The following is a 15631-nucleotide window of genomic DNA, read 5'->3' as shown; positions in this document are numbered from 1 at the left end:
ACAGCTGTTTCTGCCTCCCGACCCCCTCGCGCACCGTCCCGTGGCCTCTCAACTCCCCATGTTAGAAAGGGTGTTGATTGGGTACCCGGGTCTTGACACCGCGACTCCGAAGCCGGCGCGGAAGGCCGTTTGAGGCGGCAGTTGCCCCCTGAGCAGGCGACAACTCGCCCCAGATGGCACAATCTGTGCATGGAACACGACGGCCAACTCGAGCTCTACACGGCGGTCGCGGCCCAACTCAAGGAAGCGCACACAAGAGTGCGCGCACTGCAAGTCCCGGAGGGCGTACGGATGGCGCTGACCCGGAAGCTGCTGGTCATTACGGCCGCGGCCAAGCACGATCTCGCCGATGCGACAAGGCGGCTGGAACGCTTCACGGCGGACCTCGACGAGGGTCGATTCCCCGACGAGGGCCGCTGAGGAACTCCGTGACAGCCCGAGTTCGTTGCGGCACAAGGGTGATTAGCCCGTTTCGTGTTTGATTTGCGGTATATATCTGCCTAACGTGCGAAAAAGCTTGAACACTTTCGTTCTGGCAATGTCTCCGAAGGGGAAGACGTGAACAAGGCGCAGCTCGTAGAAGCCATTGCGGACAAGGTCGGTGGCCGTCAGCAGGCCGCCGAGGCGGTCGACGCGGTCCTGGACGCCATCGTCCGCGCGACGGTCAGTGGGGACCGGGTGTCGGTCACCGGCTTCGGTTCCTTCGAGAAGGTCGACCGTCCGGCCCGTTACGCCCGCAACCCGCAGACGGGCGAGCGGGTTCGGGTCAAGAAGACCTCCGTCCCCCGCTTCCGTGCCGGCCAGGGCTTCAAGGACCTGGTGAGCGGCTCGAAGAAGCTCCCGCGCGGTGGCGAGGTCGCGGTCAAGAAGGCGCCCAAGGGCAGCCTGACCGGCGGTGCTGCCGCAACGGTCAAGAAGGCCGCGGCGAAGAAGGCCACGACCGCCAAGCGTGCGACGGCGGCCAGGAAGACCGTTGCCAAGAAGGCGGCGCCGGCGAAGAAGACCACGACGGCGAAGACGGCCGCGGCCAAGAAGACCACCGCGAAGTCCGCGGCGGCCAAGAAGACCACGGCCACGGCGAAGAAGACCGCCGCGAAGAAGGCCCCGGCCAAGAAGGCGACGGCCAAGAAGGCCCCCGCCCGCAAGACGGCGGCCCGCACGACCACCGCCAAGAAAGCCACCGCCCGCAGCAAGTAGGGGCGCGAGGGTACTCACGCGCCGGGCCGGACTCCCTTGGGGAGTCCGGCCCGCGGCGTGTTCGGTTCATTTTTTGCTGCGGGCCCGGTGGGGGCTGGTCGCGCAGTTCCCCGCGCCCCTGTCGGGGCGCTGCGCGCGCCCGACTTCGGCCAGGTCCGTTAGAAGGTCTGCAGGGTGACCAGCGTGATCCGGAGGCCGCCTGCGACCCCTGTCGCTCCCTCGGTCTCGATGCGCACCCGTTGCCCCGGTCGCAGCAGCCTCAGTCCGCCCGCGTCGAACGCCGGTGCGTCGAAGGGGACGGGGGTGCCGTCGTCGAGCAGCACACTGCCGCTGCGCGTCTCGGCGTCGTACGTGTACGCGGTCGCCTGCATGGCGGCAGCCTACTGGCCCGCGATCAGCAGCCCCTCGACCACGGCCGCCGTCCGCGCCCCGACCCCCAGGGCGAGCGCCGCCCGCAGATCGTCGCCGGTGTCCACGTCCTGGCGTACGGAATTCACCGTCGTGAGTCCGATTTCCACGGCGCCCGATTCACGATGGCGGGTCCGGGAATGCGGGCCGAAATGCGGAGACAATTCCTGACCGGGTCCTGCGGTCAGCAGAGTGGTGCCGACGGTGGCCGCGTCCGCGAGGAAAGCGCGGGGGAATTCGGCGGCCGCATCCAGGACCCGGGCCAGTTCCAGCGGGCGCAGGGCCGGCAGATCGGCGTTCAGGGCCGCCACGGGGCTGTCCGGCCGTCTTGTGCGCACGGCCGCCGCTCCGTGCGCCAGAGCGGCGTTCAGGCCGCCCAGGGGCTCGTCGGGGACGATCGCGGCCCCCAGCGCGGCCAGCTCGCGGGCGGCGAGGGCGTCGTCCGTGACGACCGCCACATCGCGGACCGCCGTGCAGGCGAGCACCGCAGCCACCGTGTCCTGTGCGAAGGCCAGGGCGAGGCCGGGGCGGAGCCCGTCGTGGGCTGTGTCCGCGAGCCTGCTCTTGGCCCGCGCCAGGGGCTTGAGGGGTATGACCACTGTCCACTGCACGAGCGTTCCGTACCTCCCTCGGCCACCCCGGCTGCTCACCCGGCGCTCTCCCGGTCGCAACCATTGTCACCTGGCTGTCACCAAAGCCCATCCGGCGGTGTCGGTGCCGGGGCGTACGGTGTTCTCGACAGACCGGAACCCTGGGGCGACACTTGTGCGGCCCCCAGGTCAACCGGCCGGAGGTCCTGGCCCAGGCCCTAGAGGAAGGTGTCCGCGTGCCCCGCCGCAGAATCGGCTTCTGGTACCGCCTTGCAGCGGTCATCTGCAAACCGCCGCTGGTGGTTCTGATCAAGCGGGACTGGCGCGGATCGGAGAACATTCCGGCGGCTGGTGGATTTATCACCGCGGTGAACCACAATTCGCATGCCGACCCCTTCGCCTACGCGCACTACCAGTACAACAGCGGCCGTGTTCCGCGTTTTCTGGCGAAGAGCGGGCTTTTCAAGAAGGGATTCGTCGGCACCATGATGCGTGGCACCGGACAGATCCCCGTCTACCGCGAGACCACCGATGCGCTGAGCGCCTTCCGCGCCGCGATCGACGCCGTGGAGCGCGGTGAGTGCGTCGTCTTCTATCCCGAGGGCACCATCACCCGCGACCCGGACCAGTGGCCCATGACCGGCAAGACCGGCGCCGCCCGGGTCGCCCTGCAGACCAAGTGCCCGGTGATCCCGGTGGCCCAGTGGGGCGCGAACGAACTGCTGCCGCCGTACGCCGGAAAGCTCAACGTCCTTCCGCGCAAGACCCACCACGTCCTCGCAGGCCCGCCCGTTGACCTCACGCGGTTCTACGACCAGGAGATGAGCCCCGACCTCCTGAAGGAGGCGACGGAGGCCATCATGGCCGCCATCACCCGCCAGCTGGAGGACATCCGCGGCGAGAAGGCGCCCAAGACGCCGTACGACCCGCGCCAGGAGCGGATCGAGCAGCGCCGCCGTACGGCCGCGGAAGAGGCACAGGACGCGCGGGACGCACAGCACGCGCTGGACGCCTTGAACGCGGTACCAGAAGCAGCACAGGCACGGGAAGTTCAGGAAGAGGGGCAGGGCAAGTGAGCGAGCCGGTCAAGGCGGCGGTGTTCAGCGCGGGATCGTGGGGGACCGCCTTCGGCATGGTGCTCGCCGACGCCGGCTGCGAGGTGACCCTGTGGGCCCGCCGCCCCGAACTCGCCGAGGCGATCAACTCCACGCGTACGAACCCGGACTACTTCCCGGGAGTCGAACTCCCGGGGAACCTCCGCGCCACCACGGACCCCGCACAAGCCGCCCGCGACGCCGACTTCACGATACTCAGCATCCCCTCGCAGACCCTGCGCGGGAACCTCGCCGAGTGGACGCCCCTGCTCGCCCCCGACACGGTTCTCGTCTCCCTCATGAAGGGCGTCGAACTCGGCTCCGCGATGCGGATGAGCGAGGTCATCGAGGACGTCGCCAAGGTCGGCCAGGACCGGATCGCGGTCGTCACGGGCCCCAACCTCGCCCGGGAGATCGCCGCCCGGATGCCGGCCGCAGCGGTGGTCGCCTGTACGGACGACGCTGTGGCCCAGCGCCTCCAGACCGTCTGCCACACCCCGTACTTCCGCCCGTACACCAACACCGACGTCGTCGGCTGTGAACTGGGCGGCGCCGTCAAGAACGTGATCGGTCTCGCCGTCGGAATCGCCGACGGCATGGGCCTCGGCGACAACGCGAAGGGCTCGCTCATCACGCGCGGCCTCGCCGAGACCACCCGCCTCGGCCTCGCGATGGGCGCCGACCCGCTCACCTTCTCCGGACTCGCGGGCCTGGGAGACCTGGTGGCGACCTGCTCCTCGCCCCTCTCCCGCAACCACACCTTCGGCACCAACCTCGGCAAGGGCATGACCCTGCAGGAGACCATCGCGGTCACCAAGCAGACCGCGGAGGGCGTCAAGTCCTGTGAGAGCGTGCTGGATCTGGCCCGCAGGCACGGTGTCGACATGCCGATCACGGAGACGGTCGTCGGCATCGTGCACGAGGGCAAGGCGCCAGTCGTGGCCCTGAAGGAACTGATGTCGCGCAGCGCCAAGCCCGAACGACGCTGAGCAACAGGGGTCTGCGGGCGCTGACTCAGCGCCCTACCACCGGGTACCCTCAACGCGATATGAGCACCGAGAACCTCCCCCAGAGCCCCGGGCAGCCGTCCCGCAAGCCGCGCGTGGCCGTCGTCTTCGGCGGTCGCAGCTCCGAACACGGGATCTCCGTGGTCACCGCCGGCGCCGTGCTGCGTGCCATCGACCGGACGAAGTACGACGTCCTGCCGATCGGCATCACCCAGGACGGCCGCTGGGCGCTCACCGCGGACGAACCGGAGCGCATGGCGATCGTCGACCGCAAGGCGCCGAACGTCGACCAGCTGGCTGAGTCGAGGGAGGGCGGAGTAGTCCTCCCCGTCGATCCCTCGAACCGCGAAGTCGTCTACAGCGAACCGGGATCGGTGCCCAAGGCCCTCGGCGAGGTGGACGTCGTCTTCCCCGTGCTGCACGGCCCCTACGGCGAGGACGGCACCCTCCAGGGACTGCTGGAACTCTCCGGTGTCCCGTACGTCGGCGCGGGCGTGCTCGCCTCGGCCGTCGGCCAGGACAAGGAGTACATGAAGCGGGTGTTCACGTCGTTCGGCCTCAAGGTCGGCCCGTACGTGGTGATCCGGCCGCGTGAGTGGGAGCGCGACGAGTCGGCCGCCCGCAAGAAGATCATCGACTTCGCCGGCGAGTACGGCTGGCCGCTGTTCGTGAAGCCCGCGCGCGCGGGATCGTCGTTCGGCATCACCAAGGTCGACGAACTGAGCGGCCTCGACGAGGCGATCGCCGAGGCCCAGCGCCACGACCCCAAGATCATCGTGGAGGCCGCGCTGCGCGGGCGCGAGATCGAGTGCGGGGTGCTGGAGTTCGAGGACGGCCCGCGTGCCTCCGTACCCGCCGAGATCCCGCCGGTCCAGTCGCACGCCTTCTACGACTTCGAGGCCAAGTACATCGACTCGGCCGACGGAATCGTTCCCGCCCCCCTCACCGAGGAGCAGACGGCGGACGTACGCCGCCTGGCGGTGGAGGCCTTCGACGCGGCCTCCTGCGAGGGCCTGGTCCGCGCGGACTTCTTCCTCACGGAAGACGGCGAGTTCGTCATCAACGAGATCAACACGATGCCCGGCTTCACCCCGATCTCCATGTACCCGAGGATGTGGGAAGAGACGGGCGTGGACTACCCCGAGCTGGTGGACCGCCTGGTACAGGCAGCCCTGCGCCGCTCAACAGGCCTGAGGTAGAGGAGCGCCCCAAAGGGGCGCGGGGAACTGCGCGACAAGCCACAACGGACCAGCACCCGACAACGCAACAGCCCCACTACGGCGCCTAGTCGGCAATCCCCACAGGCACCGTCTTCTTAATAGCGGCAGCCAGATCAACAAGCGCCCCAGAGGTGTCCCGCCCCGACGGAACAGTCACCTCGACATAGGCAAGCCGCGAGGACGTGGTGAACCGGGACGACCTGTCGTCCCGTTTCTCCATCAGCCACCCGACCCCGTTCACCTCACCCCCCACCGCATCAGGATCCGCCCCCGTGGCGACCTTGGGGTCGGTCATCTTGGGCGGCCTCACAACACCGCAGCGCAGTATGATCGCCGGGCTGCCCCAGCCCGCGGTCAGTGCGGACCGGGGCTCGGGGTCGTCCCGGTCAAGACCGTCCACCTTCGCCGGCAGCGCCTCGTCCAGGTTCCGGCACAGCTTCATCGCCTTCCCGTCCGGCTCGGGAACCGTGACCGAGGTGCTGTCGTCTGCGGAGGAGCAGCCCGTGACGACGATCAACAGGGCGAGCACGGGCAGAGCGAGCGGCCGGTGACGGAAGAAGAAGTGCACCGGCACAGGGTAGACGGGGGCTACAAGTGCACCACCGGGCAGGTCAGGGTGCGGGTGATGCCGTCCACTTGCTGGACCTTGGCGACCACCATGCGGCCGAGGTCGTCCACTGTGTCGGCCTGGGCGCGCACAATCACGTCGTACGGTCCTGTCACATCCTCGGCCTGGATCACCCCCGGGATCTTGCTGATCGTCTCGGCGACGGTCGACGCTTTGCCGACCTCCGTCTGGATCAGGATGTACGCCTGTACCACGGAACCTCCAGGGCGGCCACGAGGATCATGTGGGGAAAAGGAACGCCACGGTATCGCGTCGCCGCGCGCCAGGGGGAGACCCGCGGCGGCCGGGGCACCCGCGCCGGGGTGCGCACGAAGCACAGGTTGACGGTCACCTCGACCGTACCGAGGCCGACGGGGCCTCGCGACCGGGCACGGACAGCAACACGGGCAGCAACGGGGACAGCACCAGAAGGGGACGTACGTCTATGAAGGGCACTGTGGGAGAGCTGGGGGAGTTCGGGCTCATCAGGGAGCTGACCTCCCGGCTCACCACCACCCCGGCGGTCCGGGTCGGCCCCGGCGACGACGCCGCCGTGGTCGCCGCGCCCGACCGCAGGGTCGTGGCGAGCACCGACATCCTCCTGGAGGGGCGGCACTTCCGCCGGGACTGGTCCACCGCGTACGACGTGGGCCGCAAGGCGGCCGCCCAGAACCTCGCGGACATCGCCGCCATGGGCGCCGTACCGACCGCACTGCTGCTCGGCCTGGTCGTCCCCGCCGACCTTCCGGTCACCTGGCCCGTCGAACTGATGGACGGTCTGCGTGACGAGTGCCAGGTCGCGGGCGCGGCCGTGGTGGGCGGTGATGTCGTGCGGGGGGACACGATCATGGTGTCCATCACCGCGCTCGGTGATCTGCGCAACCACGAGCCGGTCGTCCGGGGCGGTGCCCGGCCCGGTGACGTCGTCGCGGTGACCGGGTGGCTGGGCTGGTCGGCGGCCGGGCACGCGGTGCTCTCGCGCGGTTTCCGCTCCCCGCGCGCCTTCGTCGAGGCCCACCGGCGCCCCGAACCGCCGTACCACGCGGGCCCGGCGGCGGCCGGTCTCGGCGCGACCGCGATGTGCGATGTGAGCGACGGGCTGATCGCCGACCTCGGGCACATCGCGGAGGCCAGCAAGGTCCGGATCGACATCCGGTCGGGCGCGATCGACATCCCGTCCCAGATGAACGACATCGGGCAGGCCGTCGGCGTCGATCCCATGCAGTGGGTGCTCACCGGTGGCGAGGACCACGCGATCGTGGCGACCTTCCCGCCGGACGTGAAGCTGCCGGCCCGCTGGAAGGTGATCGGCGAGGTCCTCAACCCGTCGGCGCTGCCCCAGGTGACGGTCGACGGCGCTCCCTGGACCAGCAAGGGCGGCTGGGACCACTTCGCGGACATCGAGTCGTGAGCGGAGCCAGGAGCGTGCCTCCGCGCGTGCTGACTGTCGCCGGCTCCGACTCCGGCGGTGGCGCGGGAATCCAGGCCGACCTGAAGACGATGCTGGCGCTCGGCGTGCACGGCATGAGCGTGCTCACGGCGGTCACCGCGCAGAACTCCCTTGGTGTGCAGGGTGCTTGGGAGCTGCCGGTGGAGGCTGTGCTGGCCCAGTACCGCAGCGTCGTCGACGACATCGGCGTACAGGCGGTCAAGACCGGGATGCTCGCCTCGGCCGAACTGGTCGAGGCGGTCGCCGAGTTGCTCGCGGCGACGGACGTGCCGACGGTCGTCGACCCGGTGGGCGTCTCCAAGCACGGGGACCCGCTGCTGGCCGCCTCCGCACTGGACTCCGTACGGACGAAGCTGCTGCCGGTGGCGACCGTGGCGACGCCGAACCTCGACGAGGTGGCCCAGCTCACGGGTGTACGGGTCGAATCGGAAGGTCAGTTGCGCGAGGGCGCGGCGGCCGTGCTGGCGTTCGGGCCGCGGTGGGCGCTGATCAAGGGCGGGCATCTGCCCGGCGAGGCCGTGGACCTGCTCACGGACGGCTCCGAGGAGCACTGGCTGCGCGCCCCGCGCCACGACAACCGGCATACGCACGGCACGGGCTGCACGCTGGCGTCGGCGATCGCGTCGGGACTGGCGAGGGGTGAGTCGGTGCCGGCGGCAGTGACGGCGGCGAAGGAGTACGTCACCGGGGCGATCGCGGCCGGGTTCGCGCTGGGGGGCGGGATCGGGCCGGTGGATCACGGCTGGCGGTTCCGTACATAGACGGTATCTGGGTACGGCAAAAAGCCGGTCCACCGAGGTGGACCGGCTCTGAGCAGCGAACCAGCAGTGGCCGCGCGCTAGCTGAGCGTCAGCGCGAGACCTTGCCGGCCTTGATGCACGAGGTGCAAGCGTTCACGCGCTTCGGCGTCCCACCGACCACGGTACGTACGCGCTGGATGTTCGGGTTCCAGCGACGGGGTGTACGGCGGTGCGAGTGGGAGATGGCGTTGCCGAAGCCCGGCCCCTTGCCGCAGACGTCGCAGTTGGCAGCCACGGGTCACTCCAAAGACTTCAGATGCTCTTACGGGTTGATCCCGGCATGCCGGGATCAGGATCGTAGGATCTGAGTGGCGGTGCCAGGGAGAAGGCCCGATGTGCGAAGACCATCTGGGATGGCCGTCTCGATCGGGCAACCGGAGCAGCATACAACGACTGCGCCAGTACAACGAAACTACCATGGCTGATCAGGGCCTCGCTCCCGCCCCGGGCCACCAGGCATTCACCCGGGGTCTACGCTGCGTGCCACGTCCAGCAGCTCAAGGAGGCACAGGTGCCGCAGGTGCCGCAGACATTCTTCGATGCTCTCGCGGTCCGCACCTGGTGCGGACTCGCGCTGGCCGCGCTGGGGCGGGCGCGCGAGGAGATCGACGCGATCAATGTCTACCCGGTGGCCGACGGCGACACCGGCACCAACCTGTATCTGACGCTGGAGTCGGCGTACGCGGCGGTAGAGGCGGCGTTCGCGGGGCACGAGGCGGGGGCGGGCGCGAGCGGTCCCTCCGGGGCTCCCACGCTGGCAGACGCGGCCCGGGCGATGGCCCACGGCGCGCTGATAGGGGCGCGCGGCAACTCCGGCACGATCCTGGCGCAGCTGCTGCGCGGCATGGCCCAGGTGCTCGCCGCCGACGCGGAAGGCGAGACGGGCGGTGAGAGTGCTCACGTCGGCGGTCCCGCTCTGTGCCTGGCTCTGCGGCGCGCGGCCGACGCCGCCCGGGAGGCCGTGGTCCATCCGGTCGAGGGCACGGTCCTCACGGTCGCCTCGGCCGCCGCCGACGCCGCGGCGGGGGCGGAGGGCGACTGCGGGACGGTCGCCAGAGCCGCGTACGAGGGTGCCTCGACCGCGCTGGCCGCCACCCCGGGGCAACTGGCCGTCCTGGGGCGCGCGGGCGTCGTCGACGCGGGCGGGCGGGGGCTGGTGACGGTGCTCGGGGCGTTGGTGGAGACGTTCCGGGGGGAGGCGCCGGGGGGTGGTGGTGGCGGTGCGGGGGCGGCACGCGTGCGCGTGCCTGTGCGCTCCTCCGACGCTCTGGACGATCCGGTCGACTGTGTCGACGAGGACGGCGCCTCCGGTCCCGCCTTCGAGGTGATCTACCTCCTGGAGGCGGAGGACGCGGCCGTCGCCCGGCTCCGGGAGCGGCTCGACCGGCTAGGGGACTCGCTCGTGGTGGTCGGCGGCGACGGGCTGTGGAACGTGCACGTCCATGTCGACGACGCCGGTGCCGCCGTGGAGGCGGGCGTCGAGGCGGGGCGGCCCTACCGGATCCGGATCACGCACTTCGGGGTCGGCGACGTGCACACCGGGGGCGCCGGACGGCCGCACCGGGAGCGGGTGCAGCGGGCTGTCGTGGCCGTCGTGCCGGGGGAGGGGCTGGCCGGGCTGTACGGCGAGGCCGGCGCGACCACCGTGCTCGCGCGGCCGGGCGAACCCCCCGCGAGCGGGGAGCTGGTCGAGGCCGTACGGCGGGCCCACGCGCGCGAGGTCGTGCTGCTGCCCAATGACGCCGATCTGCGCCACACCGCTGCCGCGGCTGCCGAGCAGGCCCGCTCGGAGGGGATCCGCGTGGCCCTGATCCCGACCCGCTCGGCGGTCCAGGGCATCGCCGCGCTCGCCGTGCACGAACCGGAGCGGCGGTTCGACGAGGACGTCGTCGCGATGACCTCGGCGGCGGGCGCGACCCGCTACGCCGAACTCGCCGTCGCGGAACGGCAGTCCTGGACGATGGCCGGGATCTGCCAGACCGGCGACGTCCTCGGCCTCATCGACGGCGACGTAGCCGTGATCGGCTCGGACGTCACGGCTACGGCGGTGGCGGTCATCGACCGGATGCTCCAGGCAGGCGGCGAGATGGTGACCCTGGTCCTCGGCGACGAGGCACCAGAGACAATCGCGACGCACCTTGAAGCACGGGTCCGCGAGGGCTACTTGGCTGTCGACACGGTGGTGTACCGGGGGGGACGGCAGGGGGCGCTGCTGCTCATCGGCGTGGAGTGACTCGCCCCCGCCGCCCCTACCCGTTCCCATCCCTGGGGGCTGCGCCCCCAGACCCCCCTTTGTCCTCAAACGCCGGACGGGCTGACTACTCAGCCCGTCCGGCGTTTGAGGACAAGGCCCGTTCAGGGCCGTAGCGGGGGTTCGGGGGCGGCAGCCCCCGAGGATGGGACGGGTAGGGGCGGCGGGGGCGAGGAAACTTGGGGCCCTTACTCGGCCTCCTGTTCCTCCATCAGTTGGAGCATCTGTTCTGCCTCGGCCCGTCGGGCCCGGACCGTCTCGGCGTCCGGGTCCTCGGCGGAGCCGCCGTACGCCCGCAGCACCCCACGCGCGCGTGCCGCCGCCTCCGCAGGCCGGCTGAGGTCCGCCTCCAGCCAACCCGCGGCCAGCTCCGCGCCGGTGCGGCCGTGGAGGCCCTCCTCACCCAGTGAGGAGAACACCGCGATCGCCTTCGTCATCTGGGCCAGCGCCTCCTCGAAGGCGGCCTCGATCGCACCGTCCTCCGCGTCCTCGGCGGCCGAGCGGGCCAGCAGGTCGCCGAACTGGCGGTGGGAGTGGGCGAGTTCGGCGCCGAGCTGCTCGCGGGACTCCAGGTCGTCCGCCTCCGACAGGGCCTGCGTGCACTCGCGCACCGCGTCCTGCATCCGGAGGCGTGCCCCCGTCAGACCCGCCTCCGTGCGCAGCGCCAGCCACGCGCGGGCGCGCAGGGCACGCACCAGGCCGTGCACATTGCCGAGCGAGCGCCACAGGTCGCCGGCGCGTTCGTAGGCCTGGTCGGCCTCGGCGGGCAGCCCGGCCTGACCGAGGGACTCGGCGGCGAGGTGGGCGAGGGTCGCGTGGTCCTGCTGCTCCGGCCAGTGCCGGGCGATCTCCGCGGCCTTGAGACGGCGTTCGGCCGACTCGCGGTGCTCGCCCAGCTCGGCCAGGCAGTCGGCGAGCCACCACAGCGTCTGGACGACCGCTCCGTCGCCGTGCGATTCGGCGCTCAGATCGGGCAGCGCCGACTCCAGCACCTCGGCCGCCTCCGCCCACCGGCCCTGCCGGAGGAGGAAACCGCCGAGCAGATGCCTGGCCCAGGCCCCCAGCGTCGGGCCCTCGCCCGCCTCGTCGGCCCAGTGCGCGGCCTCCAGGGCGTGGTCAGCAGCCTCGCCGACCTCGTCACGCGCCCCGAGGATCTCGGCGAGCTGGAGGTTCAGCTGGGCGTGCCCCGCCGCCTCCAGATACGTCCCGCCGTGCTCCAGGGCTCCCCGCAGCGCCCGCTCGGCCCCGGCGATGTCGCCGAGATGGTGGGAGAGTCCGGCCAGCCGGGCCTCGTACTCCACCGCGAACCACGGCAGCCCCGCCGCGACGAACGCGTCCGTGGCCCAGGTGAACAGCTCCGCGGCGCCTTCCAGGTCCCCGGCGCGCGTCGCCAGTTCACCGAGCATGGCCTGGGCCTCCGCGCCCCGTGAGGCGAGCCGTACGTCGTCCCCGGCGTGCCCGTCGACGAGCGCCAGCAGCTCCCGTACGGCGTTCTCGGCGGCGGCCAGGGCACGGTCGGTGCCGGTCTCCTCGACCTGGCGCATGAGGATGCGGGCGCGCCCCATCAGGACCGCCGCGGCCTGCCGTACGCCGGTGCCCTCGTCGGAGTAGAGCGCGAGGACCTCCTCGTACGGCTCGGAGACGGCGGCCAGGGCCGCGTCCACGTCGCCCTCCAGGGCGCGGGCGTACGCGGCGCGGGCGCGGGCTGCCAGGGCCTCGCCGGGGTCACCTGCCTCGGCGTACAGCTCGGCGGCCCGCTCGAAGAGCGTGATGCCCTCAGGACCGCCCTCCATGGCCTTGTGGTCGACGATCTCCGCCTGGTCGGACACCGATAGCTCGACGCCCTCGGCGGCCCGGGAGACGGCCGCCCACGCCTCCATCGCGTTCGGGAGCAGCCCGTCCGACATCCGGCGGGCCTCGGCGAGCAGCGCGGGCAGGTCGTCCGGCGCCGGCGCCTGGGCCTGCGGCTCGGCGGGCCGCGTCACCGGCGCCCTGCGGGGCGCGGGGACGCCGGACGCCCGTACGCCCAGCGGCAGCCGGTCCACCAGGGGAACCTGCGCCATGCGCGCGCGGACGTCATCGCCGACGTACGACGTGCCGTTGCGGGCGTCGAAGCGCGCGGAGAGCGAAAGGGCCTCCTCGCGCGCGTGGACGGCGAGTTCGCGGGCGGTCCAGTCGCGTCCGGCCGGGCCCGGCACCGACTGGGCGCCCATGCCCAGCCCGGTCAACCGGTCCATCAGGAGTGCCACGGCGGCCATGAAGTCCATCTGGCTGCGCGGCTGCCCGGAGTCCGTGAAGTACGCGGGACGCTCCGCGAGCAGCTCCAGGCCCCGCGCCTCGTTCCCGGTGAGCGCGCAGAACTCGACGTGGTCCGCGTACGCGCCCCGCATGCTCTCCATGGGCCGCACCAGCCGGAAGCCCCGCAGGTGGTGCGCGCGGGCCTCGTCCAGGCGGCCCAGGCGCAGCAGCGGACCCAGGGAGGACGCCAGGACGGTGTGCGGCTCGTGGGCGCACGTGAACTCGCCCTCCAGGACCGGCCGCCACAGGTCGAGCGCCTCCGCGTCCGCACCCCGCTCGGCCTGCCACCAGCCCTGGCTGTGCAGTTCGCAGGCATGGCAGTCGGCCATGCTGTCGCGGTCGGCGGCCAGCCAGGCCGCGTACGCCCGTTCGGCCCGCGCCAGGTCGCCGACATGCGCGGCCACACTGAACTCGGCGCCGCGCACGGCCCGTTCGGAGTGTCCGGCGAGCCGGTAGCGGTGCTCCATCTCGCCGAGCCACTTCTCGATGGAGGCCAAGGGGATGTGCGGCTGGTCCAGCATGCCCGTGGTCATCCACTTGAAGACCCAGTGCAGCGTGTGGACCTCGTACTCGTCGAAGTCCTCCGGCCGCTCGTCCCACATGCGCAGCAGACGCGCGAAGGGGACGAACATCCGGTCCTTCTCGGAGCTGTAGTTGTAGGCCTTCAGCTGGTGCCCGAGCGCCTCGATCACGGCGAGCGGGATGTTCAGCTTCTCGGCCTCCGCGAGCAGCTGCTCCGCGCGCGCGTTGCGGGCCGGTCCCTCGGGCTGCTCGGAGTTGAGTGCCATGGCCTCGCGGAGCGCGTCGAAGTCCTTGATCTCGTTCATCGCCGGCCGTCCTCCGTGGGCTCCGTGGGATCGCTGTGGGTGGCCCACTCCAGGAGGCCGATGAACGCACGGTTCAGCAGCGCGGAGTCCGCGGGCCGCAGCGGGCGCTGCGCCATGAGCAGCGCCTGCCCGTACAGGGACTCCGTGGCGGTGCCGATCAGTTCCGGGTCGTCAAGGGAACTGATCCTCCGGATCAGCGGGTTGAGATGGTTGAGCACCAGCCGCGCGCGCGGGGCGCTGCCCCGCAGCGAGCCGAGGATGCCGGCCCACAGGTCGTCGGCCTGCTCCTCGGCCTCCGCGCGGGCCTGCTCGTGCCGGGCCGCCCGGTCGTCCAGGTGCAGCGCGGGCACCGACAGCGGGTGGAAGGCGCGCAGGACGACATCGCACCCCAGGGGGTCGAGTCTGGCCCGCGCGGCCCCCATGAACGCCGCCAGGGCCAGCTCCTCGGCCGGGTCGACGGCGTCCAGGTGGGCGGTCACGGTGTCGGCGTCCAGCTCGGCGACCACGGTCCCCGGGCGCACCGACGGCAGCGCCTCGATCAGCTCACTGTCGTACGTGTAGCCGCCGTTGACGACACCGACGCCCTGTGCGGACGCGATCGGCGCGACCTGCCGGTACTCCTCGACGCTCCGGGTGAAGTGCACCACCGGATGCCGCTGCGCGAACTCCTCCAGGGACAGCTGCCCGTCGGTCGTCTCGAAGGGGAGCCACGGCAGCATCGTGCGCAGCATCTCCTTGTCGTGCCTGGCCAGGGACTTGACGCCCAGGTGGTGCACCGACAGGAACGCGGCCAGCCGCTCCGGATCACCGGCGGCGAGCCCGGTCAACCAGGAGCGAATCCTTTCCCCCAGCGCCTCGCGTACGGCGGCCAGCGTCTCGTCCTCGTACAGCGACTCGCGCGAAGCCGTCGGCCGCAGACTGTCCGTGTCCAGCACGCACCGCACGAAGAACGCCCAGTCGGGCAGCAGCTGTTCGGCCCGCTCGGTGAGCAGCATGCCCTTCAGATGCACACGGTGACTCGCGCGCTGCGCCGGACTCACCGAGGACGGCAGGACGTACGCCACCCCGCGGATCCCCGCGAGCGGCACGTCCAGGTCGATCGAGTCCAGCGGCGAGAACCCGAACAGGTCGTGACAGTGCCGCTGAAGAGCCACCCTCCGGGTGGCGGGCGACGGGTACGGACGGTTCCAGGGCGCGGGCAGATCGGTGACGGCCTCGTCGCCCACCCGCACGTCGTACGGCAGCAGCGACCCGAAGTCCCGCGCCAGCGCCAGCACCCGCTCCTCGGTGAGCCACTCACCCGCCCCGGGCCGCGCCACCAGGTGCACGGTGGTGCCCGGTTCGGGCCGGGCGTCGTCGGGGAGCGTACGCACGGTGTACGAACCGTCGTCCGCGGCCGTCCACTCCACGGGCGGCGCGTCCGGCGTACGGGCGCTGCGGCTGACGACCCTGATCCGCTCGGCCACGACGAAACAGGCCAGCAGCCCGATCCCGAACTGGCCGAGGAACTCCGAACGCGCCTCCTGGATGTCGCCGGGGTCCGCCCGCTTGGAACTGCGGCCGATGGTCGCCAGCAGGTTGTGCACGTCCGCCTCGGTGAGACCGACCCCGGAGTCCTCGACCCGCAGGGTGCCGCCCTCGGCGTACAGCCGCACCCGCGCCGGGGCGTCGGGCTGCTCCGCGCGCCGGGCGGTGATCGCGTCCACGGCGTTCTGCAGCAGCTCGCGCAGATAGACCTTGGGGCTGGAGTAGAGGTGATGGGAGAGCAGGTCCACGAGGCCGCGCAGGTCGACCTGGAACGTATGCGGTGACTGGGATGACTGTGAGGTCTGGGAGTCCATCGTCGCAGCGCCGGAGGGGGGACCAGGTTCTGGCGACGGCG

The 15631-nt window shown here is 71.4% G+C and carries 15 protein-coding genes; 8 read left to right on the top strand and 7 right to left on the bottom strand.

Annotated elements, in window-relative coordinates; all coding sequences use genetic code 11:
* Window positions 1–189: 189 nt before the first annotated feature.
* Together LUX31_RS10965 and LUX31_RS10960 are read left to right on the top strand one after the other, a co-directional pair.
* A complete protein-coding gene (locus tag LUX31_RS10965) occupies window positions 190–420 on the top strand; it encodes a hypothetical protein (RefSeq protein ID WP_235474595.1) in 231 nt (76 codons plus the stop codon).
* A gap of 138 nt (window positions 421–558) precedes the next feature.
* Window positions 559–1197 (top strand): HU family DNA-binding protein, encoded by a 639-nt coding sequence (locus LUX31_RS10960; protein ID WP_235474594.1) that lies wholly within the window; start codon window positions 559–561, stop codon window positions 1195–1197.
* Window positions 1198–1355: 158 nt separating this feature from the next.
* Here the strand turns inward: LUX31_RS10960 and LUX31_RS10955 are convergent, their stop codons facing one another.
* Together LUX31_RS10955 and cofC are read right to left on the bottom strand one after the other, a co-directional pair.
* The gene (locus LUX31_RS10955; RefSeq protein ID WP_235474593.1) at window positions 1356–1568 is read right to left on the bottom strand and encodes a hypothetical protein; all 213 of its coding nucleotides are present in this window, start codon (window positions 1566–1568) and stop codon (window positions 1356–1358) included.
* 9 nt (window positions 1569–1577) lie between these two features.
* Entirely contained in the window at window positions 1578–2216 is a 639-nt protein-coding gene (gene cofC / locus LUX31_RS10950) for a 2-phospho-L-lactate guanylyltransferase (protein ID WP_235474592.1), read from the bottom strand.
* Window positions 2217–2431: 215 nt separating this feature from the next.
* Here cofC and LUX31_RS10945 point away from each other — a divergent pair, with 215 nt between their 5' ends.
* The 3 genes from LUX31_RS10945 to LUX31_RS10935 are packed head-to-tail and all read left to right on the top strand — an operon-like array spanning window position 2432 to window position 5495.
* Window positions 2432–3271 carry a lysophospholipid acyltransferase family protein gene (locus LUX31_RS10945; RefSeq protein ID WP_235474591.1) on the top strand — a complete coding sequence of 280 codons (840 nt, stop codon included), beginning with the start codon at window positions 2432–2434 and terminating at the stop codon, window positions 3269–3271.
* Entirely contained in the window at window positions 3268–4278 is a 1011-nt protein-coding gene (locus tag LUX31_RS10940) for an NAD(P)H-dependent glycerol-3-phosphate dehydrogenase (protein ID WP_235474590.1), read from the top strand. Before LUX31_RS10945 ends, LUX31_RS10940 begins: the two co-directional genes overlap by 4 nt.
* 59 nt (window positions 4279–4337) lie before the next feature.
* Window positions 4338–5495, top strand: a complete 1158-nt coding sequence (locus LUX31_RS10935; RefSeq protein WP_235474589.1) for a D-alanine--D-alanine ligase family protein — start codon at window positions 4338–4340, stop codon at window positions 5493–5495.
* An 85-nt stretch (window positions 5496–5580) separates the two neighbouring features.
* On the opposite strand, the gene LUX31_RS10930 is transcribed toward LUX31_RS10935, so the two are convergent.
* On the bottom strand, window positions 5581–6090 hold the full coding sequence (locus LUX31_RS10930; RefSeq protein ID WP_235474588.1) for a DUF3515 domain-containing protein: 510 nt from the start codon (window positions 6088–6090) through the stop codon (window positions 5581–5583).
* A gap of 14 nt (window positions 6091–6104) precedes the next feature.
* A complete protein-coding gene (locus tag LUX31_RS10925; RefSeq protein WP_003997603.1) occupies window positions 6105–6338 on the bottom strand; it encodes an Lrp/AsnC family transcriptional regulator in 234 nt (77 codons plus the stop codon).
* A 230-nt stretch (window positions 6339–6568) separates the two neighbouring features.
* Here LUX31_RS10925 and LUX31_RS10920 point away from each other — a divergent pair, with 230 nt between their 5' ends.
* A complete protein-coding gene (locus LUX31_RS10920; RefSeq protein ID WP_235474587.1) occupies window positions 6569–7534 on the top strand; it encodes a thiamine-phosphate kinase in 966 nt (321 codons plus the stop codon).
* A gap of 14 nt (window positions 7535–7548) precedes the next feature.
* A complete protein-coding gene (gene thiD / locus LUX31_RS10915; protein ID WP_235474586.1) occupies window positions 7549–8334 on the top strand; it encodes a bifunctional hydroxymethylpyrimidine kinase/phosphomethylpyrimidine kinase in 786 nt (261 codons plus the stop codon).
* A gap of 88 nt (window positions 8335–8422) precedes the next feature.
* Here the strand turns inward: thiD and rpmB are convergent, their stop codons facing one another.
* Window positions 8423–8608: a 50S ribosomal protein L28 gene (gene rpmB / locus LUX31_RS10910; protein WP_105970634.1), complete on the bottom strand. Its 186-nt coding sequence runs from the start codon at window positions 8606–8608 to the stop codon at window positions 8423–8425.
* 276 nt (window positions 8609–8884) lie between these two features.
* Between rpmB and LUX31_RS10905 the strand changes: the two genes are divergently transcribed.
* Complete coding sequence (locus tag LUX31_RS10905) at window positions 8885–10606, top strand: DAK2 domain-containing protein (RefSeq protein ID WP_235474585.1); 1722 nt, start codon at window positions 8885–8887, stop codon at window positions 10604–10606.
* A 206-nt stretch (window positions 10607–10812) separates the two neighbouring features.
* Here LUX31_RS10905 and LUX31_RS10900 read toward each other — a convergent pair whose 3' ends face one another.
* Both LUX31_RS10900 and LUX31_RS10895 read right to left on the bottom strand, forming a co-directional pair.
* Window positions 10813–13749 carry a tetratricopeptide repeat protein gene (locus tag LUX31_RS10900; protein WP_235474584.1) on the bottom strand — a complete coding sequence of 979 codons (2937 nt, stop codon included), beginning with the start codon at window positions 13747–13749 and terminating at the stop codon, window positions 10813–10815.
* Window positions 13746–15590, bottom strand: coding sequence for an HSP90 family protein (locus LUX31_RS10895; RefSeq protein ID WP_235474583.1), 1845 nt, complete (start codon window positions 15588–15590; stop codon window positions 13746–13748). The genes LUX31_RS10900 and LUX31_RS10895 overlap by 4 nt, the downstream gene beginning before the upstream one ends.
* Between the last annotated feature and the right edge of the window lie 41 nt (window positions 15591–15631).

This window comes from Streptomyces sp. GQFP, assembly GCF_021545335.1.
In the GTDB taxonomy this organism is placed as follows: domain Bacteria; phylum Actinomycetota; class Actinomycetes; order Streptomycetales; family Streptomycetaceae; genus Streptomyces.
The sequence above is the reverse complement of the archived record's forward strand: the minus strand, read 5'-3'. Positions and strand labels throughout refer to the sequence as shown.

Coding starts and splice junctions, on each gene's coding strand:
- LUX31_RS10955 (WP_235474593.1), bottom strand. CDS start 1,568: ATGCAGGCGACCGCGTACACGTACGACGCCGAGACGCGCAGCGGCAGT.
- LUX31_RS10920 (WP_235474587.1), top strand. CDS start 6,569: ATGAAGGGCACTGTGGGAGAGCTGGGGGAGTTCGGGCTCATCAGGGAG.
- LUX31_RS10965 (WP_235474595.1), top strand. CDS start 190: ATGGAACACGACGGCCAACTCGAGCTCTACACGGCGGTCGCGGCCCAA.
- LUX31_RS10895 (WP_235474583.1), bottom strand. CDS start 15,590: ATGGACTCCCAGACCTCACAGTCATCCCAGTCACCGCATACGTTCCAG.
- LUX31_RS10935 (WP_235474589.1), top strand. CDS start 4,338: ATGAGCACCGAGAACCTCCCCCAGAGCCCCGGGCAGCCGTCCCGCAAG.
- LUX31_RS10900 (WP_235474584.1), bottom strand. CDS start 13,749: ATGAACGAGATCAAGGACTTCGACGCGCTCCGCGAGGCCATGGCACTC.